Genomic DNA, 22,127 nt, shown 5'->3' with positions numbered 1-22,127 from the left:
GTCACAAGGGCATATCCTGCCCGCTTCGGACGGGTGACGCGACCTCGCCCCTGCCTGATCTTCCGGTAGAGTTGACGGACGGGAGAGCGAGCCCGCTGTGGAGGCCCGAATGTTCGCCCACTTGAGCGACACGCCAACAGACGGTTGGACGGTTGACGATCTCGACGCGCTTCCCGAGGACGGCGCGCGGCGTGAGCTGATCGATGGAGTTCTGCACGTGACCCCCTCCCCGGCGCCGACCCATCAGGTTCTCGCCGCCCGCCTTCTGGTGGCCCTGGAAGAGAGCTGTCCGGAGCACCTGTACGTCAGCCAGGCCAATGACGTCGTTCTCTCGACGCAGCGGCTCTTCATCCCGGATGTGCTCGTGACGACAGCCGAGGCGGCCCGTAGGAACGGGAAGTTCTTCGCGGATGAGGTCGTGCTCGCCGTCGAGATCGTGTCCCCTGGCTCGCAGAGCATCGATCGGGTTTTGAAGCCCGCGCTGTACGCGAAGGCGGGGATCCCGTTCTACTGGCTGGTTGAACAGAGTGGCGGCGTGACGGTGCACGCGCACAGGCTGATACCCGGCGAAGAGGTCTACAAGCCCGTGGAGACGTTCACCGAAACGATCGAGCTGAACGAGCCATGGGACATCGGGATCCCCATCGCCCGCCTGCGTCCGCGCGCCCTCTGATCAGAGCAGGGACTTCACGGCCACGGTGAGCACGAGCTGGGCCAGGGAGACCGGGACCAGGATCAGCCAGCAGAGGCGCTGGAGCTGGTCCTCGCGCAGCCGCGGATACGTCACCCGGAACCAGATGATCACGAAGGACACGGCGAAGACCTTCAGCAGCGTCCACAGCCAGCCGAGCTGATCGGCGAACGGGCCGTGCCAGCCGCCCAGGAACAGGACCGTGGTCAGGCCGGCGATGACGATGATCCCGACGTACTCCGCCAGCAGGAAGAACGCGAACCGCAGGCCGGTGTACTCGGTCATGTAGCCGAAGACCAGCTCCGAATCCGCGATCGGCATGTCGAACGGCGGGCGCCGGATCTCGGCCAGGCCGGCGATGAAGAAGACCAGGCCGGCCGGGGCCTGCCAGATCAGCCACCACGGCTTCCACGCCTCGACGATGCCGGGCAGGCTCAGCGTGCCGGCCGCCATCGCGACGCTGGCCGCGGCCAGCACCAGCGGAAGCTCGTAACCGAGCAGCTGGGCGGCGCCGCGCAGGCCGCCGAGCAGGCTGTACTTGTTCGCCGAGGCCCAGGCCGACATCAGCACCGCGACCACGCCGAAACCCAGGATCGCCAGGACCAGGAACAGGCCGATGTCGAGACGCTGCGCGACCAGGCCGTTCGGGCCCAGCGGAATCGTCAGGATGACGATCAGGTACGGGAACAGGGCGACGATCGGAGCGAGCCGGAAAACGGTGCGGTCCGAGCCGTCGGGATGAACATCTTCCTTCTGTACGAACTTGACCCCGTCCGCGACGAGCTGCGCCCAGCCGTGGAAGGCGCCGGCGTACATCGGCCCGACGCGCCCCTGCATGTGGGCCATGACCTTGTGCTCGGCCTGGCCGACGACGAGCGGCAGCACCAGGAAGGCGACCATGACGGCGACGACGCGGACGAGGAGGTCCAGCCACAGCGGCATCAGTTGCCCTCCCCCTCAGCCGTTTCTTCGGCCGGCTTCACCTCGGCCGGTGTTACGCGGGGCGGGCGCGCCGGGCGCTCCCCCGCGGGACGAACCGGGCGAGCCGGGCGGACCGGGGTCTCTGGCGGCGGGATCTTGCCCTTCATCGGGCCCCACTCGTTCGGGTCGGGCACCCCGGGCGGGCGCATCGGCGCGCGCTTCGCGGTCCCCGCCTCGGACTCCCCCGGCTCCTTGGCGCCGGGCCACGGCTTCGCCACCCGCGCGGCCAGCACGAACTCCTTGCGCAGCGGATGCCCCTCGAACTCCGGCGGCAGCAGCAGCGGCCGCAGGTCGGGATGGCGGGCGAAGACGATGCCGAACATCTCGTACGTCTCCCGCTCGTGCCACGCGGCGCCCGGATAGAGATCCACCAGGGACTCCACCTCGGGGTCCACGCGCGGCACCCGGGTGCGCAACAGCACGCCGTGCCGGCGCCGGGTGGACCAGAGGTGGGCGATCACCGCGAACCCGCCGTCGAGCTCGTCGACCGCGGAGACCCAGTCGAAGAAGTCGCAACTCAGCGCGCCGGGGTCCCGCGCGATCTCGGCCGCGTGCCACCAGCGGGCGACCGGCACGTCGACCACCGCCCGGGCGTGACCTGGACCACCGCCGGACACCTCGGCGGTGACGGCGCCCAGGGCGGGATCGTCGGTGGCCATCAGGTGGACCAGTCGCTCTCCGACCTCTTCCGGCGTCATGGCGTCATCCTATGGGCCAGGATCGGAGTGCAACCTGCCGCCGGGCACGGGCGTGTAGTCGCCGTGACAGTCATTGCCGAGCACCGATCGGAGCCGCCGAGCGCCGTGCACCCCGATCCACCGACGTTCGACGAGGTGTACGCCGCCCACTACGCGGACCTGACCGTGCAGTTGTACGCCTACTTCGGCGATCGGCAGGAGGCGCAGGACGTCGTACAGGAAGCCTTCTGCCGGGCCTTGGCCCGATGGCGGAAAGTCTCCCGGTACGACGATCCGGTCGCCTGGATCCGCCGGGTCGCCTGGAATCTGGCGGTGAGCCGCTGGCGCCGCGCCCGGACCGCGCTCGGCTTCCTGCACCGGCAGTCCCCGGTCGAGTTGCACGCCGACGGGCCGAGCCCGGACCGGGTGGCGCTGGTCGCCGCGCTGGCCGAGCTGCCGGACAACCATCGCCGCGCGCTGGTCCTGCACTACCTGGCCGACATGCCGATCGCCGAGGTGGCCGACCGCGAAGGGGTCGCCGAGGGGACCGTGAAGTCCTGGCTGCACCGCGGTCGCGCCGCGCTGGCCGCCCGCCTGAACCTGCCCGAGCACACCGGAGGCCCGCGATGACCGATCAGATCGAGCGCCTTTTCGAGGACCTGCGCGCCGACACGATGCCGCGGATCGTCCCGCCCGGCTCGGCCGCCGCCCGCGGCACCGTCCGTAGCCGCCGGATCCGGCGGACCGCGATGGCCGGCGCGGGGCTGGCCGTGGTCGTCGCGGCCGGGATCGGCTTCGGCGCCCCGTCGCATCTCCGGCAGCCGGCGCCCGCGGCGGCGCCGCTGCCTCAGGCGGAACTGGACGTCCTGGCGAAGAGCGCGGCCACCCAGATCGGGCTGCACGACGGCGACCGGTACGGCGGCACCGCCACCGCGCCCGCCGGCCGCGTGATCACGCTCAAACGCGTGCCCGGAACCTACGAGATCGTCATGGCCTGCGGCGGCGAGGCGGGCAACGTGGCCGTGAACGTGTCCGGCAACAAGTGGACGCTGCAGTGCGGTCCGAAGCCGGCCCCTGTGCACCTGACCATGACCCTGACCGCGGCTGATCCCGAGATCACCCTGGATGCCACTCCGGACGCGACGGCCCGGGGTCGTTACGCGCTGGCCTACTCGATGCAGTTGTCCGAGGACGATCAGAAACAGTTGATGTACGACGCCGATGCCGTGGTCGGGAGCAGCGACGAGTTCGGCAGTGGTGGCGGCTTCCTCGCCGCCGACCTCGACGTCCGGGACGAGCGGATCAAAGCCGGGAAGTACACGTTCACGTTCAGCTGCGCCGGTGAGGGCTGGGTGAAGGTCAAGATCGGCAACTCGGACATGACCCGCGTGATCAAGAGCTACCAGAAGGATTGTGACGGGAAAGCCACCGGATTCGACGTCACCCTGCCCGCCGGGACGATCGGGACCGTCATGGTGACGCCGTCGCCCTACGCGGAGAACCAGGCCGCGGTGGCCTGGCGCTGGGATCGCCGCTGACCTGTCACAGGCCGGGGATGCGGCCGTTGCGGAAGACGTCGACGAAGTCCTGGTGGTCCTCGCGGGCCTGGTCACCGTACTTGTGCGCGAACTCGACCAGGTGCCGCACGAAGCCCGCCTCGTCCTTGTCGACGACCGCGACGATCGCCTCCTCGGTGGAGAAGTCGACCAGGTCGTGGCTCGACTCGTCGTCGGCGACCGAGTGCATCCGGGCCACCGCGCGGCCCAGGTCGGCGATCACCCCGGCGAGCTTCTCCGGCTCGTTGACGTCCGACCAGTCCAGGTCCGCGGCGTAGGGCGACACCTCGGCCACGAGCTGACCGACCCCGTTCAGCTCGGTGAAGCCCAGCCACGGGTCGGCGTGCGCCTGCAGCGCCCGCTGCGACTCCGCGGTGCGGTGACCCTGATGCTTGAAGTACGCCCTGACCCGCTCGTCGTCGACCCAGCGCGCCACGGCCGGGGTCTGCGCCTGCTTCATGTAGATGATCACGTCGTTCTCGAGCGCCTCGGTGTGGCCCTCCAGCAGCAGGTTGTAGGACGGCAGCCCGGCCGACCCGATCCCCACGCCCTTGCGCAGCTTGATGTCCTTGATGTGCGTGGAGATCGGCCGCCCCGCCTCCGGCAGCGTGTCCAGGTAGCGCTCGAACGCCTGCGTCACCCGCGCGGCGGTGTCGTCGTCGACGTCGTAGACACCGTCGCCCAGCGAGAACCGGCGCTCGTAGTCGTCGACGGTCGTCTGCCTGTTCAGCAGGTCCACCCGCGTGTTCAGCCGCGCCTGCTGCAACACCCGGCGCAGCACGCCGTCCGCGTTCTCCAGCGTGATCGAGCCGATCGCGTCGTCACCGCCGTGCGCGATCGCCCGCAGCTCGGTCAGATACGACTGCGCGAACGTGGTCACCAGCGTCGTGATGTTGTCGTCGGACAGGGCCTTGGAGTAGCCGATCAGCGCGACGCTCGCCGAGAAGCGTTTCAGATCCCAGGAGAAGGGCCCGACGTACGCCTCGTCGAAGTCGTTGACGTTGAAGACCAGCCGCCCCGACGAGCTCATGTACGTCCCGAAGTTCTCGGCGTGCAGATCGCCGTGGATCCAGACCCGGCTGGTCCGCTCGTCGAGATAGTTGTCGTCGCGGTAGTCGCCGACCTGGTCGGCGTAGAACAGGGAGGCGCTGCCCCGGTAGAACGCGAACGGCGACGCCGCCATCTTCCGGAACTTGCGACGGAACGCCGCAGGATCGATCGCCATCAGCTCCCCGAACTCCCGGGCGAGCACCTCGACGATCACATCGGCACGAGACGCTTGGCTCATGCCGATCACGCTAGTGGGGGCGGGCCACCACGGGAGCGGTTAACGCGGCAGCGTCCTTCGCCAGCGGGTCGGGGCGGGCGACGCCGCCGGGGCCGGACTGCTCGGCGGCGATCTTCTCCTGCAGCCGCAGGATGCCGTGGAGCAGGGCCTCGGGACGGGGCGGGCAGCCCGGGACGTAGACGTCGACCGGGATGATCTGGTCCACGCCCTTGGTGACCGAGTACGAGTCCCAGTACGGCCCGCCGCAGTTCGAGCAGGAGCCGAACGAGATGACGTACTTCGGCTCGGGCATCTGGTCGTAGAGGCGCTTGATGGCCGGGGCCATCTTGTCGGTGACCGTGCCGGAGACCACCATCAGGTCGGCCTGGCGCGGGCCGTGCGCGAACGGGATCACCCCGAGCCGCATGAAGTCGTGCCGGCTCATGCTCGACGCGATGAACTCGATCGCGCAGCAGGCCAGGCCGAAGTTGAACACCCACAATGAGTAGCGGCGGCCCCAGTTCAGCACGAACCGGATGGGTTCACCGAGCACTCCAGGTAGGGCCATTTCGTCAACCTACTGCATCCGCATTCTGCTCGGTCGGACTCATCGGCGTGCGCGCCGGCCCGAACGCCTCCCGAAGGTCTCAGTCCGGCTGGGTGGCAGCGCGCCCGGGTGCTTGACTCGCTTTCCCCGGCGGCCGCAGAGCGTCGACGGTCGCAATGACGCAATATCGCGTCATTGCGTCACTCGGACGAAGGGCGCTGGAGATGGCTGAGGAAGCCGGTCAGGAGGGCCTCGCGCAACTGCGGCGGGGCGGCGTTGAGCAGAGCGTTGACCTGAGCCATCCGGCTGAAGTCGCCGGCGCCCAGGCCCAGAGCCTCGGCCAGGCCCGCGACGAACTCCGGGGTGATCATCTCCGGGGTGAGCGGGGGCAGCGGCGGGACCTCGACCGGCCCACGGGCCCGAGCGGCGGCGACCGCGGCGGACAGGTCGGCGGCGAACGACGGTGCCGTGTCGCGGACCGCGGCGGTCACCGTCAGGTGGATCGTCGGTTCCAGCGAGCGGTACGCCATCTGCGGCTGGGTGTGCCAGCCGCGCGCGGCCAACTCGTCGGCGAGGACGAACAGGTCGACGCCGTCGGAGGCGAGGCAGACGACGCTGGTCTCGGGCGGGGCGAAAAGACGTACGCCGGAAGTGTTCTTGACCGCGTCCGAAAGGATCTGGACCGCCGACCGGGTCGAGGCGGCCAGGTCGAGATAGCCGTTGTCGCCGATGGAGCGCAGCGTGGCCAGGGCCGCGGCGATCGGGCCGCCGGAGCGGGTGGACGAGATGACCGGGTTGATCATCGGGTAGCCGGGCCAGTCGGCGTAGGCGAAGTACTGCGGGCGGCGCAACTCCTCGGTGCGGTGCAGCAGGATCGAGACGCCCTTCGGCGCGTACGCGTACTTGTGCAGGTCGACCGAGATGCTGGTGACGCCGGGCACGGAAAGGTCGAACGACGGCAGGTCGGCGCCGAGCCGGCGCAGGTAGGGCAGAATCCAGCCGCCGAAGCAGGCGTCGACGTGGAACCGGACGCCTCGCTCCGCGCAGAGTGCGGCCAGCGCGGGGATCGGGTCGACGACACCGTGCGCGTAGGAGGGGGCGGACGCCGCGACGAGCACGGTGTCCGGGCCGATCGCCGCGGCCATTGCCGACGGGTCGGCACGAAGATCCTTCACCGGTACGACGTCGAGCCCCACCCGCAGATAGTGGGCCGCCTTGGCGAACGCGGCGTGCGCCGTGGACGGGACCACGAGGCGCGGATGCTGGATCGACGGGTGCGCGTCGCGTGCGGTCTTCACCGCGAGGATCAGCGACTCGGTGCCGCCACTGGTCACGCTGCCGACCGTCGCACGGTCCCCGCCGAGCAGCCGGGCGGCGGCGCCGACCAGGGCGTTCTCCATGGCGAGCAGCGACGGGAAGGCGGTCGGGTCGAGGCCGTTGACCGAGGCGGAGACGGCGTACGCCTGCCGGGCCAGCTCGTCGAGACCGTCCACGGCCGGGTCGTAGACGTAAGCGAAGAGCCGCCCGCCGTGTGTCGGCAGGTCACCGGCTCGCAGGGCGTGGAGCTCGGCCAGGATCCGGTCGCCGGGAACGCCGTTCTCCGGCAGCGCATCGATCATGGTTCGGACGGTAGCGGAACGCCTGCCTCGCGGTAACCACGCAGAAGTAGGACAGCCACGCCCACCAGCATGGCCGGCAGGACGGTGAAGCCGAGGAGCACGCCGAGCCGGGCCGTGGAGTCCTGCGCGGCGGCCTCCCCGGTGGCCGAGGAGACGTACCCGGAAAGCTGCAGGACAACGGCGTAGATGCCGGGTCCGAGCGCCAACCCGAGCGTCTCCCCCGCGGTCCACAGGCCGGTGAACACGCCGGCCTGGCGGCGGCCGGTGCGCGCGGTGTCGTGGGCGATGCAGTCCGGCAGCATCGCCATCGCGAACACCTGCTGGCCGGCGTATCCGGCGCCGACCACGGCGACGAGCAGGTAGACCACGACCGGGGGCACGGCCGGGGAGGCGAGCAGGGTGAGCGCGCCGGCGGCGAACAGCAGCGAGCCGGCGATCAGCGACCGCAGTTTGCCGTGCCGCCTGCCGACCCGGGTCCAGAGCGGCATGACGAGCAGAGCCGGGCCGACGAACGCGGCGAACAGGAACGTGCCGCCGGCCTTCTGGTGGATCACGTGGTCGGCGAAGTACTGCACGCCGGCCAGCATCGTGCCGATCCCGGCGGCCTGCACGATCCAGCAGAGCAGCAGCGCACGGAACGGCGCGTTCCCGGAGGCGACGCGCAGCTGGGCGGAGAGGCTCGGCTCGGCGGCCTGCGCGGTGCGGGACGGGGCTTTCCTCGTACCGGCGAAGGTCGCAAGCGTGCCCACAGCGATGAGCAGGCCGACGAACAGGCCGGACCACCGGTGGCCGGCGCGGCCGCCGCCGGTCGCGTCGACGACCAGGGGCGCGACGGCGCCGGAGATCAGGATCGCGCAGGCCAGGACGGCGACGCGCCAGGTCATGAGGCGGGTCCGCTCGGCGTATCCGTCGGTCAGCTCGGCCGGCATCGCGACGTAGGGCACCTGGAAGAACGCGTAGGCGGTCGCGGCCAGCAGGAAGGCAACGGCCACGTACGCCGCGGAGACGCCCTCGCCGGCGAACGGCGCCGCGAAGACGGCGGCGAACAGGACGCTCAGCAGCACGCCCGCCACCAGCAGGAACGGGCGCCGGGAGCCGCGCCGGTCAGAGATCCGGCCGGCCAGGGGGTTGACCAGCACGTCCCACGCCTTCGGCAGCAGCACGAGCAGGCCCGACACGCCCGCCGCGACACCGAGCGTGTCCGTCAGATAGGGCAGAAGAAGCAAACCGGGCACTGTCCCGAAAGCCCCGGTGACCAGCGATCCGAGGGCATAACCAGCCAAAACCCCCCGGGGCAGGACACTCGGCCGGGTTACCACGGGAGGGGGACCGATGGGGGTCATCGACGCGCATCGTAACCATGATCGGGTCTTGCCGCCTACGCTCGCTCGCATGGGAAGCGTTGCGGCCGGCGTCGCCGCGAGCCATCCGGCGACCACCCGCACCGGAGTGCGGATTCTCGAGGCGGGCGGAAGCGCCGCCGATGCGGCGGTCGCCGCGGTCCTGGCCTGCTGTGTCGCCGAGACGATCTACACCGGGCTGGGCGGCGGCGGGTTCGCCACCTACTTCGACGCGCGCACCGGCGAGGTCACCTGCCTGGACTTCTTCGTGGCGGTGCCGGGCCTGGACGGCGACCGGAAACCGGAGCCGATGGTCGCGGTCGACGTGTTCTTCGGCGGGCTGCCACAGATCTACTCGATCGGCGGGGCCAGCGTGGCCGTGCCGGGCGTCCCGGCCGGTCTCGGCGAGGTGCACCAGCGCTGGGGGCGGCTGCCCTGGCAGGAGGTGGTCGCCCCGGCGGCCGGCCTGGCCCGGACCGGGGTGCTGCTGCCGGCCGCGCACGCCCGCACACTGAAGTCGTGCGCGCCGGCGCTGGCCTACGGCGAGGGCGCGGCCTCCTACCAGCCGGAGGGGCGCCTGCTGGAGAGCGACGAGCTGCTCTTCCACCAGGGCCTGGCGACCGCGATGGACGCGCTGGCGGCCGATGGGCCCGGCGTGTTCTACACCGGGGAGCACGCCGACCTGCTGGTCTCCACGGTCCGCGCGGCCGGGGGCACGATCGGCCCGGCCGACCTGGCGGGCTACCGCGTCAACGAGGTCCCGGTCGACCACGCCACCCTCGCCGGTCACCGGGTCTGCGCCCGGCACGACCTGAACCGGACCGTGGACACGATCGGCGCGCTGCCGGCCGACCTCTCCCGCCCCGGCCGGGCCGTCGGGGTGGCGGCCGCCCTGCGCAACCTCGGGGCGCAACGGCTGGGCGACACCACGAACGTGTCGGTGGTCGACGCCGAGGGCAACGCCTGCGTGATCACCACGACGCTCGGGCTGGGCGCCGGGGTGTGGCTGCCCGGGCTCGGCATCAACCTGAACTCCATGCTCGGCGAGGGCGAGTTGCTCACCGAGGAGCTGGTGCCGGGGCGGCGGATGTCGTCCTACATGTGCCCGCTCGTGGTGATCGCGCCGGACGGCACGCTCGCGGTGGCGGCCGGGTCGGCGGGGGCGTCGCGGATCCGTACCGCCCTGGTCGACACGCTGCTCGGGGTGCTCGTCGACGACCTGGACGTGGCGGGCGCGATCGCCCGGCCCCGATTCCACGCCGTCGAGGACACCGTGCACGCCGAGCACGGCTGCCCGCCGGAGGAGCTGGAGGCGTTGCGATCGGCCGGCTGGCAGGTCGTCGAGTGGCCGGACCTCAACCACTACTTCGGCGGGGTGACGGCGGTCGGCCAGGCCGGCGCCGCCGGTGATCCGAGGCGGGGCGGCGTCGGCCTGCTCCTGTAGTCACCTCCGCCGGGCGGTGGTCCGGTCACATCCGCCGGGCGGCGGTCGCCTCGGCCGCGTCGGCGGTCTCCCGCAGCGCCACGTCCAGGTCGGTGGGGGCCAGGCCGAACGTCTTCTCGGTGCGGGAGCTGTCCATCAGGAACGGCGCGTAGAACTGGTAGTCCATCTCGGCCACCTCACGGGCGATCGGGACGACCAGCCCGGCCGTGCGCATCACGAACCGCGGCAGGCTGCGCACCGTGACCTGCGGCACCCCGGCCGCCGTGCAGTAGCGCGCGGCCAGCTCACGCATGCTGACAGCCGGGCCCGAGGGGACGTGCCAGGCTTTCCCGTACGCCCGCTCGTCGCGCGCCAGCGTGACCAGCGTCCGGGCCATGTCGCCGGTGTAGGTGAAGGTGTGCGGCGCGTCCACGTCGCCCGGGGCCCACGCCGCGCGACCGGAATTGATCGCCGGCAGCAGCACCGTCGAGATCGTGCTGACCGCGCCCGCCCCGACGTAGTCCGACGCCCTCGCCTCCACTGTGCGCACCCCACTGGCAAGCGCGTCCTTCCACATCTTGATCCGGATCCGGCCCTTGCGACCGGTGGCCGCGAGCGGGGTGTCCTCGGTCATCCGGCCGCCGGGCTGCGGACCGTAGCCGTACAGGTTGCCGGTGATCGCGTAGACCGCGCCGGCCGCCTTCGTCGCGGCGATCATCGCGTCGTTCATCGGGAACCACTTGTCGGCCCACTCGGTGTACTTCGGGTTCGCGCAGTTGTAGAGCACCTCGGCGCCCCGGGTCAGCTCGGTCAGGCGGGTGGCGTCGGAGGCGTCCGCGGCGACCCGCTCGACCAGCGGATGCTCGGGCCCGCTGCCGCTGCGCGTGACCATCCGCACCTGCTCGCCCTGCTCGGCGAGGATGCGGGCGACGTTCGAGCCGATCGGGCCGGAACCGACGACGACGTGCATGATGTTCTCCTTTGCGAGCAGTGCTCTCCGTTGAGGACAACTGTTCCACACGTTTCGCCGACGTGCAAGAGCAGTGCTCTCGTTGTGGCACACTGGCATCCATGAACGCCGCCAACCTGCGCGCCCGCGTCCGGGCCGAGATGACCGAAGAGATCAAGCAGGTGGCCCGGCGCCATCTGGCAACCGACGGGGCCAACCTCTCGTTACGGGCGGTCGCCCGCGATCTGGGCATGGCGTCGTCGGCGGTCTACCGCTACTTCGCCAGCCGGGACGAGTTGCTGACCGCGCTGATCATCGACGCGTACGACGCCGTCGGCGAGGCCGCCGAGCAGGCCGCCGCGGGTCAGGGGGAGCCGGCCGAGCGCTGGGTCGCGATCGGTCACGCGGTGCGCGAGTGGGCACTGGCGAACCGGCACCAGTGGGCGCTGATATACGGCAGCCCCGTGCCCGGCTACCAGGCGCCGCAGGACACGATCGTGCCGGCCACGCGGGTGATCATGGCGCTCGCCGAGACGATCCGATCCGGTCTGGAGAGTGGGCGGATCACCACGTTCCCGCCCCAGCCCGCCGGGCGTTTCGGCGAGGAGCTGGCCGCGGTCGCCGAACAGTTCGGGCCGGACGTGCCGCCCTACCTCGTCGGCGGCGGGATCTCCGGGTTCATCCACCTCTGCGGCGCGATCAGCGCGGAGCTCTTCGGCCAGCTCGACAACACGATCGAGGACGATCGGCGCGGCTTCTTCGACTGGCAGATGCGCGCCACCGCCGCCTTCGCCGGCCTCGCCTAGCGCGGTTTCCGGCGCGTTCGCGGGAACCCACCGAAGATCAACTTCAAGATCTTCCTTGCCTGCCTCCGCCGGGGTACAGACCGTCGCTCCCGCGGGGACCCTTCCGGGCCGAGCAGGGCGCCGGCGCGCCCTGAACGCTCAGCCCACAAGGGCGGCCTCCGTGGAGGGGCGCGGTCACCCCGGACGCGATGCCCGCCGTTGATCCCGGAGGCTACGCGGCTCGGCCTTGCCGGCTGGTGCTCATGGGCGTTATTCGTCCCGAATAACGCCCATGAGCACCAGCCGGAACCGGGGCCCGCGCAGCCTGCCGGGCCCGGCGCGGACCTCGCGGCCCCGTCTATACGCGCGCGGACGTGCAGGACGTGCAGGACGTGCGCGCGGGCGTGCAGGACGTGGACGTTGCGGCCCGGGTCTACGGGCGGCGGGCGTGCAGGACGTGGCCGCCGGGGGTTTCCGGCGGGACGTCCGGGCGGTCGAAGAAGCGCGCGGCCAGGCCGGACGGGCCCAGATCCTCGACGTCGGCGAAGCCGTGCGAGCCGAGCAGCTCCGCGATCTCGGACGGCTCGAAGAACGTGAGCCACGGCTCGCCGATCTTCGCGACCCGGGCGGCGCGCGCTTCCAGCGCCGCGCGGCGGTCCGCCGGCATCCGGTCCGGGTTCTGCGCGTAGTCGAAGACCACCTCGTTGCCCGCCCGGCCGGCGATGAAGCCGAGCGTCTCGGTGAACGCCTCGATCGTCAGGTACGGCACGACGCCCATCCACAGGAAGAACGCCGGCCCGTCGAGTTCCAGCCGCAGTTTCTCGCGCTCGAAGTCGACACCGGCATGGCGCACGTTGCTCGGGATCGCGATGCCCGTCGCGGCCAGCCGGTCCCGCTTCCACGCCTGCGTGTCCGGGTGGTCGACCTCGATCACGGTGAGCTCGGGGAACGGGTTCCGGTAGGCGAACGTGTCCAGCCCCGCACCGAGCACGACCGCTGTCCGCACGCCCCGGCCCACCGCCGCGGCCAGGTGATCCTCGGCGAACCGGTGACGGGCCGCGATGAACAGCCGCATCCCGCGGCGCGGCGCGTCGCCGAGCAGCTCCTCCGGCTCGTGCCCGAGGATCCGCAGCGCGAGCGGGTCGCTGAGGATCGAGCCGTGCTCCAGCACCTGGTGGGCGGCCCGATACCGCGCCGCCGCGTACGCCGTCTTACTCGCCTGTCCGGTCTGCATCAGGACTCCACCCGGCCTTGTCGATCATTACCCGGTCGCCGCGCAACGGTACGCCCTCGGCGAGCAGCAGCGCCCGGGCTTCCCGCTCGTGGCCGGGTGGCAGCCGGCCGGTGCTGTTCACCACCCGGTGCCACGGGACGCTGCCGCCGTGCCGGGACATGATGCCCCCGATCTGGCGGGGCGAGTTGCGGCCGGAGCGGTCGGCCAGCGCGTCGGCGATCGCGCCGTACGACATCACCCGGCCCTCCGGGATCCGCTCGACCAGGTCGAGGACCGCTTCGACGTACTCCTCCGGTGTCATCACCGGCCACGATATGGGATCTGCGGCCGGTCATCGCCGCGCGGCCGAGCAGAATGGGCCGGGTGCGGGAAGTGGTGACCGGTGCGCGCCGGATCGTGGTCAAGGTGGGGTCCTCCTCGCTGACCACGGCGGCGGGCGGCATCGACGAGCAGCGTCTGGACACTCTGGTCGACACCCTGGGCGGGCTGACCGGCGAGGGTCGTGAGGTGGTCCTGGTCTCCAGCGGCGCGATCGCCGCCGGGCTGGCCCCGCTGCATCTGCCACGACGACCGCGTGACCTGGCCACCCAGCAGGCCGCGGCCGCGGTCGGTCAGGGCCTGCTGATGGCGCGTTACACGGCCGGTTTCGCCCGGCACGGCCTGACCGTCGCCCAGGTGCTGCTCACGGTCGACGACGTGACGCGGCGGTCGCACTATCGCAACGCGTACCGGACGCTGCGCAAGCTGCTCGATCTGGGCGCGCTGCCGATCGTGAACGAGAACGACACGGTCGCCACCGAGGAGATCCGGTTCGGCGACAACGACCGGCTGGCCGCGCTGGTCGCCGCGCTGGTCGACGCGGACCTGCTGGTGCTGCTCTCCGATGTGGACGCGCTCTACACCGGCAATCCGGCCGACCCGTCCGCCCGGATGATCCCGCTGGTCCGCGGCGACAGCGATCTGGAGGGCATCGCGATCGGCTCGGCGGGCCGGTCCGGTGTCGGCACCGGCGGCATGGTCACCAAGGTGGAGGCGGCGCGGATCGCCACCGGCTTCGGCATCCCGGTCGTGCTGACCGCCGCGCCGCTCGCCGGGCGGGTGCTGGCCGGTGACGAGGTGGGCACGCTCTTCGAGGCGGCCGCGAGCCGCCCGGCGGCCCGGCTGTTCTGGCTGGCGCACGCCACCGCGCCGCGCGGCCGCCTGCACCTGGACGCGGGCGCGGTCACCGCGGTGGTGGCCCGGCGCAAGTCGCTGCTGCCAGCCGGGATCACCGCGGTGGACGGGTCGTTCGCGGCCGGCGACCCGGTGGACCTGGTCGACGCGGGTTCGGGCACCCCGGTGGCGCGCGGGCTGGTGAACTACGACGCGGTGGAGTTGCCGGCGCTGCTCGGGCGCTCCACTCCGGAACTGGCGGCCGCGCTCGGGCCGGGATATGAACGAGAGGTCGTCCACCGCGACGACCTGGTTCTCCTCTGACGACGTACAGCGAAGAAGGGCTTGTCATGAGCGTGCTGGAGCAGGCTGCGGCCGCCAGGGTCGCCGCGATCGATCTGGCCGCGGCCACTCGCGCGGAGAAGGACGCGGCTCTGCTGCTGATGGCCGATCGGCTGGTCGAGCGGACCGACGACATCGTCCACGCGAACGGCGTCGACGTCGCGAACGCGCGCGGGAACGGCATCTCCGAGGCGATGATCGACCGGCTCGCGCTGAACCCGGCGCGGATCGTCGCGATGGCCGACGGGCTGCGCCAGCTGGCCGCGCTGCCCGACCCGATCGGCGACGTGGTGCGCGGCTCGACCCTGGCGAACGGGTTGGAGCTGCGGCAGGTCCGGGTGCCGTTCGGCGTGGTCGGCATGATCTACGAGGGCCGGCCGAACGTGACGGCCGACGCCGCCGGGATCTGCCTGAAGTCGGGCAACGCGGCGCTGCTGCGTGGCTCCGGCTCGGCCTTCTCGTCGAACGCGGCGATCGTCTCGGTGCTGCGCAAGGCGGTCGCCGACGCGGGCCTGCCGGCCAACACGATCCAGCTGCTGGACGCGACGACGCGCGACTCGGTGAAGGAGCTGATGCGCGCCCGCGGCCTGGTCGACGTGCTGATCCCGCGTGGCGGCGCCGACCTGATCCGGACCGTGGTGGAGCAGTCGACGGTGCCGGTGATCGAGACCGGTGTCGGCAACTGCCATGTGTACGTGGACGCCGCCGCCGACCTGGAGAAGGCGCTGGCCATCACGATCAACTCGAAGACCCAGCGCAACTCGGTCTGCAACGCCGCCGAGTCGCTGCTGGTCCACGCCGAGATCGCCGACTCGTTCCTGCCCCTGGTCCTGGAGGAGTTCGCCGCGAGGGGCGTCACCGTGCACGGTGACGCCCGGGTGGCCGGCCACAGCGACGCCGTGGTCGCCGCGACGGAGCAGGACTGGGACCGGGAGTACCTGTCGGCCGACATCGCGGTCGCTGTCGTCGACTCGCTGGAGGACGCGCTCGACCACATCCGGCAGCACGGCACCGGTCACACCGAGGCGATCGTCAGCGAGTCCATTGCCGCGACCAGGCGTTTCACGGCCGGTGTCGACGCCGCGGCCGTGATGATCAACGCGTCGACCCGGTTCACCGACGGCGGCGAGTTCGGTTTCGGCGCGGAGATCGGCATCAGCACGCAGAAGCTGCACGCCCGCGGGCCGATGGGCCTGCCCGAGCTGACCTCGACGAAGTACGTCGTGACCGGGAACGGTCACACCCGGGGCTGAGCTGCCCCGCACCCGCACGTCCGGTCCGGTGACGGTCATTCGACTGTCACCGGACCTTTCTCATGTGTTGGATCCACGTTTCCGGCGCGACCTGGGTCACCGGTCCTGAATATGCGTCACCTGCCTCGATGACCGTTCCGATCCGACCCCGAAGCTGATGCCCTGATTACATCCGAAATCGGCTCCACAAAGGAGCGATTCCCGAATGGCCGAGCGGCATTTCACCGAACGGTTGAGGCAGCTGTCCACGTACGGGGGTCATTGCCCTGGTCAACCGCATCGGTCGATTTCCGGGGCGACCCGAAAGCCCACTGAACGATGACCACAGATCTTGTGCCAAGCCGACCATTCGGTGGATGGCCAGGGAAAAGTCGAGCGCAAGGATCTTAGGTGCGGCAGCCGAGAATGGCTGTTCAGGTCGGATCCCTTCCCCGATCCGGGCAGGAAACATCGGTGAAACAGTCGCCGATGCCGACCACCGAGACCCCCACCCCCGTGACCTGAATTCGCGAGCATTGCCGCTCGGGACACCCGGTCGCCTCCGCACCGTCGACCCATTGCATTACATGTGTCGATGGAAGCTGCCCTCAGTTCCCCTCGAGGCACCTAGGAAAATCGTGTCCCACTATTTCGATGTCATCTGGTCCGCAATCGTGGAAACTGTCGGGGAGCTGAGCTGGCGTGACATCATGCCGCTGGGACTCGCCGGAATCTTCGTCTGGTTCCTCTGGATCTACCGCGCCGTGCTGTCCCGGTTCGCCAGGCCGACGGTCAACGACTTCCGCACCTCGGTGTCGGTGGTCGTCCCGGCCTATCGCGAGGACCCGGAGATCCTGCTCGAATGCCTCGAGACCTGGCTGGCACAGAACCCCGCCGAGATCATCATCGTCCCGGATCTCGAGGACACCGAGGTGCTGCAGCGGCTCGCCGAGGTCCGCGACCCGCGGCTGAGGATCATCCCGTTCGCCCACCGGGGCAAGCGGTCCGCGCTCGGCGTCGGCATACGCGCCGCCCGCAGCGAGCTCGTCGTGCTCGTCGACTCGGACACCCGCTGGCTGCCCGGGCTGCTGGACGCGGTGCAGATGCCGTTCGCAGACCCGCAGGTCGGCGGGGTCGGCACCCAGCAGAACGTGTACCAGCGCACCACCAGCATCTGGCGGCGGATCGCGGACTGGCTGGTCAACCTGCGGTACTACGACTACGTGCCGGCGATGGGCCGGGCCGGGGCGGTGGCCTGCCTCTCCGGGCGGACCGCGGCGTACCGGCGCTCGGCGATCCTGCCGGTGCTCAAGCACCTGGAGGACGAGTTCTTCCTCGGGCGGCGCTGCATCGCCGGTGACGACGGGCGGCTCACCTGGCTGGTGCTGGCCCAGGGCTACAAGACCGTGCACCAGTCGTCGGCCAAGGCCCTGTCGATGTTCCCGTCCTCGTTCAGCGCGTTCGTGAAGCAGCGGGTGCGGTGGAGCCGGAACTCGTACCGCTGCTATCTGACCGCGGTCTGGAAGGGCTGGCTGTGGCGGGTGCCGATGGTCACCAAGCTGACCGTGCTGCAGATCCTGCTGACCCCGGTCACCATGGGCATGGCCCTCGCCTACCTGATCTTCAGCCGGCTCGAGCTGACCGTCCACTCGATCGCGCTGACGCTCATCTGGCTGCTGCTCGGCCGTGGCCTGCGCGGTTACTCGCACCTGCGCCGGCACCCGCAGGAGATCCTGCTCCTGCCGGTGACCGCGCTGGTCGTCATCTTCATCGCGCTGCCCATCAAGCTGTACGCGTTCGTGACCATGAACAAGCAGGGCTGGCTGACCCGTACCGCGGACAGCATCGGCGGCGAGGGGCAGAACGCCGCCACCCTGAACCGCGCGACCGCGGGAGCGGAGGCCTGACCATGCAGATTCGATTCCTGACCAGCACCGTGGCGGCCGTCGTCGCCGGCCTGACCCTGGCCACCCCGGCCCACGCCGCCGAGACCACCGGCACCGACGCCGCGGACCGCCAGGCCGCCCTGGTCGCCGCCGAGGACACCCGGCTCGACCAGGTACGCGCCGTGGCCGCTGTCGCGGCGATGCGCGGGCAGGGCTGGACCACGCCCTACCGCCTGGCGACCGGCGACGGATACACCCTGGTGCTCACCCAGCGCCGGGAGCCGTACACCGTCACCGATCTGCTCAAACTCGCGCCGCAGACGTTCACGCGGCAGACCGACGGAAGCTACCTGCTGACCGAGAACCTCTACCTGAACTCGGGCGCGAAGCTCCAGCTGTCCAATCCGGGCGGTCTGGTGCTGCGGATGGCGAGCACGTCCGACGGGTTCGTGTCGATCGTCTCGTTCGGTGGCGTCATCTCGCTGACGGGTAGCGCGCAGAGCCCGACGACGGTGATGAGCTGGGACCCGCGGACGAAGCAGACCGACACCAGCGTCGAGGACGGGCGTGCCTACATCCGGGCGATCGGCGGGCAGTTCGACATGACGTACGCCGAGGTCAGCAACTTGGGCTTCTGGAGCGGCCGGACCGGCGGGGTCAGCCTGACCGGCACCGACCGGCCGAACACCGGCGATGTCGACGGGCCGAACCACCTCTCCAAGACCGAACGCGAGCAGGCCAAGGAGGAGCGCAAGGCGGGCACCAGCAACCCCGGCGCCGGCGACGTCTTCGCGCAGCCCAGCGGCGATCTGGCCGTCCCGGACACCCGTTTCGACGTGCCCGGGCAGTCCTATGTGTCAGCCGAGATCACCCATTCCAAGATCACTGGCAACGCGTACGGCATGTTCATCTCCAGTGCCAACGGCGTCACGATCACCGACGTCTCGGTGACCGGCAGCGCCCTGGACGGTCTGGTCCTGCACCGCTTCGCCACCGGCATCGACGTGAGCCGCCTGACCACCACCGGCAACGGCGGCGACGGTTTCGTGCTGTCCCGCGGCGCGCAGCAGGTCCGGGTCAGCGACAGCACCTCGGAGAAGAACGGCGGCAACGGCTTCACCGTGAACGGCCTGCCGCTGGCCACCGACGCGTCCGCCTCCGGCGAGTTCGTCGGCAGCTACGGCAACAACTCGGTGTCCAACAGCGTCGCCCGCGACAACGGCCGGTACGGCATCGAGGTGATCGGCGGCCTCAACGTCTCGGTGCAGAACAACCGGGTGTACGGCAGCGACATGGGCATCGTCGCCCGCGAGGGCGCCACCAACGTGGCGATCAGCGGCAACCAGTTGTTCGAGCAGGTGCGGCAGGGCATCGCGATCCGGACCGGGGTCGACAAGGCCGAGGTGACCGGCAACGTGATCACCGGGACGGACAACGCCATCTACGTGAACGGCGCCGTCGCGACGGTCCGCGGCAACACCGTCCAGGACGCCGGCAACCACGGCGTGTCGATGGTCGGTGACGTCGACGGCTCGACGATGTCGTACAACGTGGTGGCCGGGGTCGGCCCGAGCGCCCTGGACACGTCCCGGGCCAAGGGCGACGTCAAGACCGACCACAACCAGATCGGCGCCTGGCACGACACCAGCTCGTTCTGGGTCCGCTTCAGGCACTACGCCAGCCCGATGACGATGCTCTGGGCGGGCATCCTGGCGCTGATCATCTTCTCGGCGATCCTCGGCATCCGGCGGCGCCGGTCGGGGGGCGTCGTGAACCCGTACGCCAACTCCCTGACCTTGAAGGATCTCAGCGGCCAGGAGAAGAAGGCGCTGCCCGGCGAGGTCACCGTCCGGCTGACCGTCGGAGCAGGGGCCGGACGGTGAGCGCCCGGACCCGGCGGCGCGCGGCGAGCTGGACCGCGCTGGGTGCGGTCACCGCCGTGCTGATCAGCGGCTGCTCGTCGAACGACGAGCCGAAACCGGACGGGGACGCCCGGCCTTCGACCACGGCCGGCTCCGGCGACCCGCTCGCGGTGCCGACCGGTCCACTCGCGACCGGACCGGCGGCCCCCGCGAGCGGTGCCGCCTCGCAAGGTTGTCCTCAGGCGACCGTGCAGGTCAGCACCGCCGAGCAGCTCGACCAAGCGCTCGCGAAGGCGACCCCCGGCACGAGCATCCAGCTCGCCGACGGCACCTACGAGGGCACCTTCACGGCGACCGCGAAGGGCACCGCGCAGACGCCGATCACGCTCTGCGGAACGGCGTCCGCGGTGCTCGACGGCGGCGGGGTCAAGAAGGGGTACGCCCTGCACCTCGACGGCGCCGATTACTGGCACGTCACCGGCTTCACCGTCCGCAACGCGCAGAAGGGGGTCATGGGTGACGGCACGAACCACTCCGTGATCTCCGGCCTGACCGTCACGAACATCGGGGACGAGGCCATCCACCTGCGCAAGTTCTCCAGCGACAACGTGGTCGAGAAGAACACCATCGCGAACACCGGGCTGCGCCGGGCGAAGTACGGCGAGGGCGTCTACATCGGCTCGGCCGTCTCCAACTGGACCGAGATCACCGCGGGAGCGCCCGACAACAGCGACCGCAACGTCGTGCGGGACAACCGGATCAGCGCCACCACCGCCGAATCCGTCGACGTCAAGGAGGGCACGACCGGCGGAACGGTCACCGGCAACACGTTCGACGGGTCAGCGCTGGCCGAGGATGCCGACTCCTGGGTCGACGTCAAGGGCAACAGCTGGACCATCAGCGACAACACCGGCACGAACAGCCCCGTGGACGGGTTCCAGACCCACGTGGTGGCGAAGGGCTGGGGCCGCGGCAACACCTTCACCGGGAACCTCGCTCAGGTGAACGGCTCCGGATTCGGGTTCCACTTCGCCCCGGTCGAGGACAACCGCCTGAGTTGCGACAACAAGGTCGTCGGTGCCGCCGAGGGCCTGGCCAACGTCGACTGCGCCTGAAGGAGCACAGACATATGAGCAAGCTTCCCCGACTCACCGTCATCGGCACCGGCTATCTCGGCGCCACCCACGCGATCTGCATGGCGGTCATGGGCTACGAGGTGCTCGGCGTGGACGTCGACACCACCAAGATCGAGAAGCTCGGCGCCGGTGAGGTGCCGTTCTTCGAGCCCGGGCTGCCGGAGATGCTCGCCAAGGCGCTGGACAGCGGCCGGCTGCGGTTCACCACCTCGTTCGCCGAGGCGGCCGAGTTCGGCGACGTGCACTTCATCTGTGTCGGCACGCCGCAGCGCAAGGACTCGGAGGCGGCCGACATGACGTACGTCGACGCCTCGGTCACCGCCCTCGCCCAGAACCTGCGCCGCAAGGCCCTGGTCGTCGGGAAGTCCACGGTGCCGGTCGGCACCGCGGCCCGCCTGACCGAGCTGGTCCGCCGCACCGCCCCGGCCGGCGATCAGGTGGAGCTGGCCTGGAACCCGGAGTTCCTCCGCGAGGGCTTCGCCGTCGAGGACACCATGAAACCGGACCGGCTCGTCTTCGGCGTCGGCTCCGAGTGGGCCGAGCAGCGGCTGCGCAGCGCGTTCCAGCCGGTGCTGGCCCAGGGGGTGCCGGTGAAGGTGACCGACCTGCAGACCGCCGAGCTGGTCAAGGTGGCCGCGAACTCGTTCCTGGCCACCAAGATCTCCTACATCAACGCGATGGCCGAGGTCTGCGAGGCGACCGGCGCCGACGTGACCGACCTGGCCGAGGCGCTCGCCTACGACGACCGGATCGGCGGCAAGTTCCTGCGCCCCGGCCTCGGTTTCGGCGGCGGTTGCCTGCCCAAGGACATCCGCGCGTTCGCGCACCGGGCCGAGGAACTCGGCGTCGGTCAAGCCGTCGGCTTCCTGCGCGAGATCGACGGGATCAACCGCCGTCGCCGGGCCCGCACCGTCGACCTGGTGCTGGAGCTGACCAGCGGGGAGGTCACCGGTAAGCGGGTGGCCGCGCTGGGCGCCGCGTTCAAGCCGAACTCGGACGACATCCGCGACGCGCCGGCACTCGACGTGGCCGCGACACTGCACCGGATGGGCGCGATCGTGACCGTCTTCGACCCGGCCGCCAACGACAACGCCCGCAAGGCACACCCCGAGCTGCAGTACGGCACGAGCGCGCTCGACGCCGCGATGGACGCCGACGTCGTGGTGCTGCTGACCGAGTGGACCGAGTTCCGCGAGATCGACCCGGAGATGATGGGCCAGGTCGTAACGTCCCGCAAGATCATCGACGGGCGGCACGCCCTCGACCCGGCCTCGTGGCGGGCCGCGGGCTGGGAGTACCGGGCGCTCGGCCGCCCCTGATCACGTAACACAGCACAGCGGCGAACAGCGACCGCGGCAGGCCCCGAGCCCGCCGCGGTCGTTTCTCTGCACCCGTTCGGCCACCGTGCCGCAGCCGAACGGCTCCTCTCGCGGCAGGACTGCTCAAGT

20 protein-coding genes are annotated in these 22,127 nt (G+C 70.7%); 11 read left to right on the top strand and 9 right to left on the bottom strand.

The features are described 5' to 3' along the window. The first annotated feature begins 109 nt into the window (after positions 1-109). Positions 110-673 (top strand): Uma2 family endonuclease, encoded by a 564-nt coding sequence (locus tag Acy02nite_RS09150; RefSeq protein ID WP_203739409.1) that lies wholly within the window; start codon positions 110-112, stop codon positions 671-673. Here the strand turns inward: Acy02nite_RS09150 and Acy02nite_RS09145 are convergent, their stop codons facing one another. Both Acy02nite_RS09145 and Acy02nite_RS09140 read right to left on the bottom strand, forming a co-directional pair. Further along, positions 674-1,633: a complex I subunit 1/NuoH family protein gene (locus tag Acy02nite_RS09145; protein ID WP_203739408.1), complete on the bottom strand. Its 960-nt coding sequence runs from the start codon at positions 1,631-1,633 to the stop codon at positions 674-676. Continuing rightward, the gene (locus tag Acy02nite_RS09140) at positions 1,633-2,370 is read right to left on the bottom strand and encodes an NADH-quinone oxidoreductase subunit C (protein WP_239174501.1); all 738 of its coding nucleotides are present in this window, start codon (positions 2,368-2,370) and stop codon (positions 1,633-1,635) included. The genes Acy02nite_RS09145 and Acy02nite_RS09140 overlap by 1 nt, the downstream gene beginning before the upstream one ends. Positions 2,371-2,433: 63 nt before the next feature. Between Acy02nite_RS09140 and Acy02nite_RS09135 the strand changes: the two genes are divergently transcribed. Together Acy02nite_RS09135 and Acy02nite_RS09130 are read left to right on the top strand one after the other, a co-directional pair. After that, positions 2,434-2,979: an RNA polymerase sigma factor gene (locus Acy02nite_RS09135; protein ID WP_425548157.1), complete on the top strand. Its 546-nt coding sequence runs from the start codon at positions 2,434-2,436 to the stop codon at positions 2,977-2,979. Next, positions 2,976-3,887: a hypothetical protein gene (locus Acy02nite_RS09130; RefSeq protein WP_203739407.1), complete on the top strand. Its 912-nt coding sequence runs from the start codon at positions 2,976-2,978 to the stop codon at positions 3,885-3,887. The genes Acy02nite_RS09135 and Acy02nite_RS09130 overlap by 4 nt, the downstream gene beginning before the upstream one ends. Positions 3,888-3,891: 4 nt before the next feature. Here the strand turns inward: Acy02nite_RS09130 and Acy02nite_RS09125 are convergent, their stop codons facing one another. The 4 genes from Acy02nite_RS09125 to Acy02nite_RS09110 form a co-directional block, all read right to left on the bottom strand. Beyond that, positions 3,892-5,193, bottom strand: coding sequence for a DUF2252 domain-containing protein (locus Acy02nite_RS09125; protein WP_203739406.1), 1,302 nt, complete (start codon positions 5,191-5,193; stop codon positions 3,892-3,894). A gap of 10 nt (positions 5,194-5,203) precedes the next feature. Beyond that, positions 5,204-5,740, bottom strand: a complete 537-nt coding sequence (locus Acy02nite_RS09120) for an NADH-quinone oxidoreductase subunit B (RefSeq protein WP_203739405.1) — start codon at positions 5,738-5,740, stop codon at positions 5,204-5,206. 179 nt (positions 5,741-5,919) lie between these two features. Further along, positions 5,920-7,338, bottom strand: a complete 1,419-nt coding sequence (locus tag Acy02nite_RS09115; RefSeq protein WP_203739404.1) for a pyridoxal phosphate-dependent decarboxylase family protein — start codon at positions 7,336-7,338, stop codon at positions 5,920-5,922. Next, positions 7,335-8,732, bottom strand: coding sequence for an MFS transporter (locus Acy02nite_RS09110; protein ID WP_203739403.1), 1,398 nt, complete (start codon positions 8,730-8,732; stop codon positions 7,335-7,337). Before Acy02nite_RS09110 ends, Acy02nite_RS09115 begins: the two co-directional genes overlap by 4 nt. On the opposite strand from Acy02nite_RS09110, the gene Acy02nite_RS09105 reads away from it, so the two are divergent. Then, entirely contained in the window at positions 8,731-10,122 is a 1,392-nt protein-coding gene (locus Acy02nite_RS09105; RefSeq protein WP_203739402.1) for a gamma-glutamyltransferase, read from the top strand. The two genes, Acy02nite_RS09110 and Acy02nite_RS09105, sit on opposite strands and share 2 nt — an antisense overlap. Before the next feature lie 25 nt (positions 10,123-10,147). Here the strand turns inward: Acy02nite_RS09105 and Acy02nite_RS09100 are convergent, their stop codons facing one another. Then, positions 10,148-11,071, bottom strand: a complete 924-nt coding sequence (locus tag Acy02nite_RS09100; RefSeq protein WP_203739401.1) for an NAD-dependent epimerase/dehydratase family protein — start codon at positions 11,069-11,071, stop codon at positions 10,148-10,150. Between the two features lie 101 nt (positions 11,072-11,172). Here Acy02nite_RS09100 and Acy02nite_RS09095 point away from each other — a divergent pair, with 101 nt between their 5' ends. Continuing rightward, entirely contained in the window at positions 11,173-11,856 is a 684-nt protein-coding gene (locus tag Acy02nite_RS09095; protein WP_203739400.1) for a TetR/AcrR family transcriptional regulator, read from the top strand. 412 nt (positions 11,857-12,268) lie between these two features. Here the strand turns inward: Acy02nite_RS09095 and Acy02nite_RS09090 are convergent, their stop codons facing one another. Next, the gene (locus Acy02nite_RS09090) at positions 12,269-13,069 is read right to left on the bottom strand and encodes a class I SAM-dependent methyltransferase (protein ID WP_203739399.1); all 801 of its coding nucleotides are present in this window, start codon (positions 13,067-13,069) and stop codon (positions 12,269-12,271) included. After that, entirely contained in the window at positions 13,047-13,370 is a 324-nt protein-coding gene (locus Acy02nite_RS09085) for an MGMT family protein (protein ID WP_203739398.1), read from the bottom strand. Before Acy02nite_RS09085 ends, Acy02nite_RS09090 begins: the two co-directional genes overlap by 23 nt. 62 nt (positions 13,371-13,432) lie before the next feature. On the opposite strand from Acy02nite_RS09085, the gene proB reads away from it, so the two are divergent. From proB to Acy02nite_RS09055, 6 genes are all read left to right on the top strand, one after another. Continuing rightward, entirely contained in the window at positions 13,433-14,545 is a 1,113-nt protein-coding gene (proB, locus tag Acy02nite_RS09080) for a glutamate 5-kinase (RefSeq protein ID WP_203739397.1), read from the top strand. A gap of 26 nt (positions 14,546-14,571) precedes the next feature. Next, complete coding sequence (locus Acy02nite_RS09075) at positions 14,572-15,816, top strand: glutamate-5-semialdehyde dehydrogenase (protein ID WP_203739396.1); 1,245 nt, start codon at positions 14,572-14,574, stop codon at positions 15,814-15,816. Positions 15,817-16,469: 653 nt separating this feature from the next. Beyond that, on the top strand, positions 16,470-17,702 hold the full coding sequence (locus Acy02nite_RS09070) for a glycosyltransferase family 2 protein (RefSeq protein ID WP_239174497.1): 1,233 nt from the start codon (positions 16,470-16,472) through the stop codon (positions 17,700-17,702). Positions 17,703-17,704: 2 nt separating this feature from the next. After that, positions 17,705-19,564: a right-handed parallel beta-helix repeat-containing protein gene (locus Acy02nite_RS09065; protein ID WP_203739394.1), complete on the top strand. Its 1,860-nt coding sequence runs from the start codon at positions 17,705-17,707 to the stop codon at positions 19,562-19,564. Continuing rightward, positions 19,561-20,658, top strand: a complete 1,098-nt coding sequence (locus tag Acy02nite_RS09060) for a right-handed parallel beta-helix repeat-containing protein (RefSeq protein WP_203739393.1) — start codon at positions 19,561-19,563, stop codon at positions 20,656-20,658. Before Acy02nite_RS09065 ends, Acy02nite_RS09060 begins: the two co-directional genes overlap by 4 nt. Positions 20,659-20,672: 14 nt before the next feature. Then, on the top strand, positions 20,673-21,998 hold the full coding sequence (locus Acy02nite_RS09055; protein ID WP_203739392.1) for a UDP-glucose dehydrogenase family protein: 1,326 nt from the start codon (positions 20,673-20,675) through the stop codon (positions 21,996-21,998). Positions 21,999-22,127 lie beyond the last annotated feature (129 nt).

The sequence above is a fragment of the Actinoplanes cyaneus genome (assembly GCF_016862095.1).
In the GTDB taxonomy this organism is placed as follows: Bacteria; Actinomycetota; Actinomycetes; order Mycobacteriales; family Micromonosporaceae; genus Actinoplanes; species Actinoplanes cyaneus.
Note: the sequence above shows the minus strand (reverse complement) of the source record. Positions and strands in the feature narration are given on the sequence as shown.

Excerpts from the sequence above, each read along its gene's own strand:
- Acy02nite_RS09150 (WP_203739409.1), top strand. The coding sequence starts at position 110 with ATGTTCGCCCACTTGAGCGACACGCCAACAGACGGTTGGACGGTTGAC.
- Acy02nite_RS09145 (WP_203739408.1), bottom strand. The coding sequence starts at position 1,633 with ATGCCGCTGTGGCTGGACCTCCTCGTCCGCGTCGTCGCCGTCATGGTC.
- Acy02nite_RS09140 (WP_239174501.1), bottom strand. The coding sequence starts at position 2,370 with ATGACGCCGGAAGAGGTCGGAGAGCGACTGGTCCACCTGATGGCCACC.
- Acy02nite_RS09130 (WP_203739407.1), top strand. The coding sequence starts at position 2,976 with ATGACCGATCAGATCGAGCGCCTTTTCGAGGACCTGCGCGCCGACACG.
- Acy02nite_RS09125 (WP_203739406.1), bottom strand. The coding sequence starts at position 5,193 with ATGAGCCAAGCGTCTCGTGCCGATGTGATCGTCGAGGTGCTCGCCCGG.
- Acy02nite_RS09120 (WP_203739405.1), bottom strand. The coding sequence starts at position 5,740 with ATGGCCCTACCTGGAGTGCTCGGTGAACCCATCCGGTTCGTGCTGAAC.
- Acy02nite_RS09115 (WP_203739404.1), bottom strand. The coding sequence starts at position 7,338 with ATGATCGATGCGCTGCCGGAGAACGGCGTTCCCGGCGACCGGATCCTG.
- Acy02nite_RS09105 (WP_203739402.1), top strand. The coding sequence starts at position 8,731 with ATGGGAAGCGTTGCGGCCGGCGTCGCCGCGAGCCATCCGGCGACCACC.
- Acy02nite_RS09110 (WP_203739403.1), bottom strand. The coding sequence starts at position 8,732 with ATGCGAGCGAGCGTAGGCGGCAAGACCCGATCATGGTTACGATGCGCG.
- Acy02nite_RS09100 (WP_203739401.1), bottom strand. The coding sequence starts at position 11,071 with ATGCACGTCGTCGTCGGTTCCGGCCCGATCGGCTCGAACGTCGCCCGC.
- Acy02nite_RS09095 (WP_203739400.1), top strand. The coding sequence starts at position 11,173 with ATGAACGCCGCCAACCTGCGCGCCCGCGTCCGGGCCGAGATGACCGAA.
- Acy02nite_RS09090 (WP_203739399.1), bottom strand. The coding sequence starts at position 13,069 with ATGCAGACCGGACAGGCGAGTAAGACGGCGTACGCGGCGGCGCGGTAT.
- Acy02nite_RS09085 (WP_203739398.1), bottom strand. The coding sequence starts at position 13,370 with ATGACACCGGAGGAGTACGTCGAAGCGGTCCTCGACCTGGTCGAGCGG.
- Acy02nite_RS09075 (WP_203739396.1), top strand. The coding sequence starts at position 14,572 with ATGAGCGTGCTGGAGCAGGCTGCGGCCGCCAGGGTCGCCGCGATCGAT.
- Acy02nite_RS09065 (WP_203739394.1), top strand. The coding sequence starts at position 17,705 with ATGCAGATTCGATTCCTGACCAGCACCGTGGCGGCCGTCGTCGCCGGC.
- Acy02nite_RS09055 (WP_203739392.1), top strand. The coding sequence starts at position 20,673 with ATGAGCAAGCTTCCCCGACTCACCGTCATCGGCACCGGCTATCTCGGC.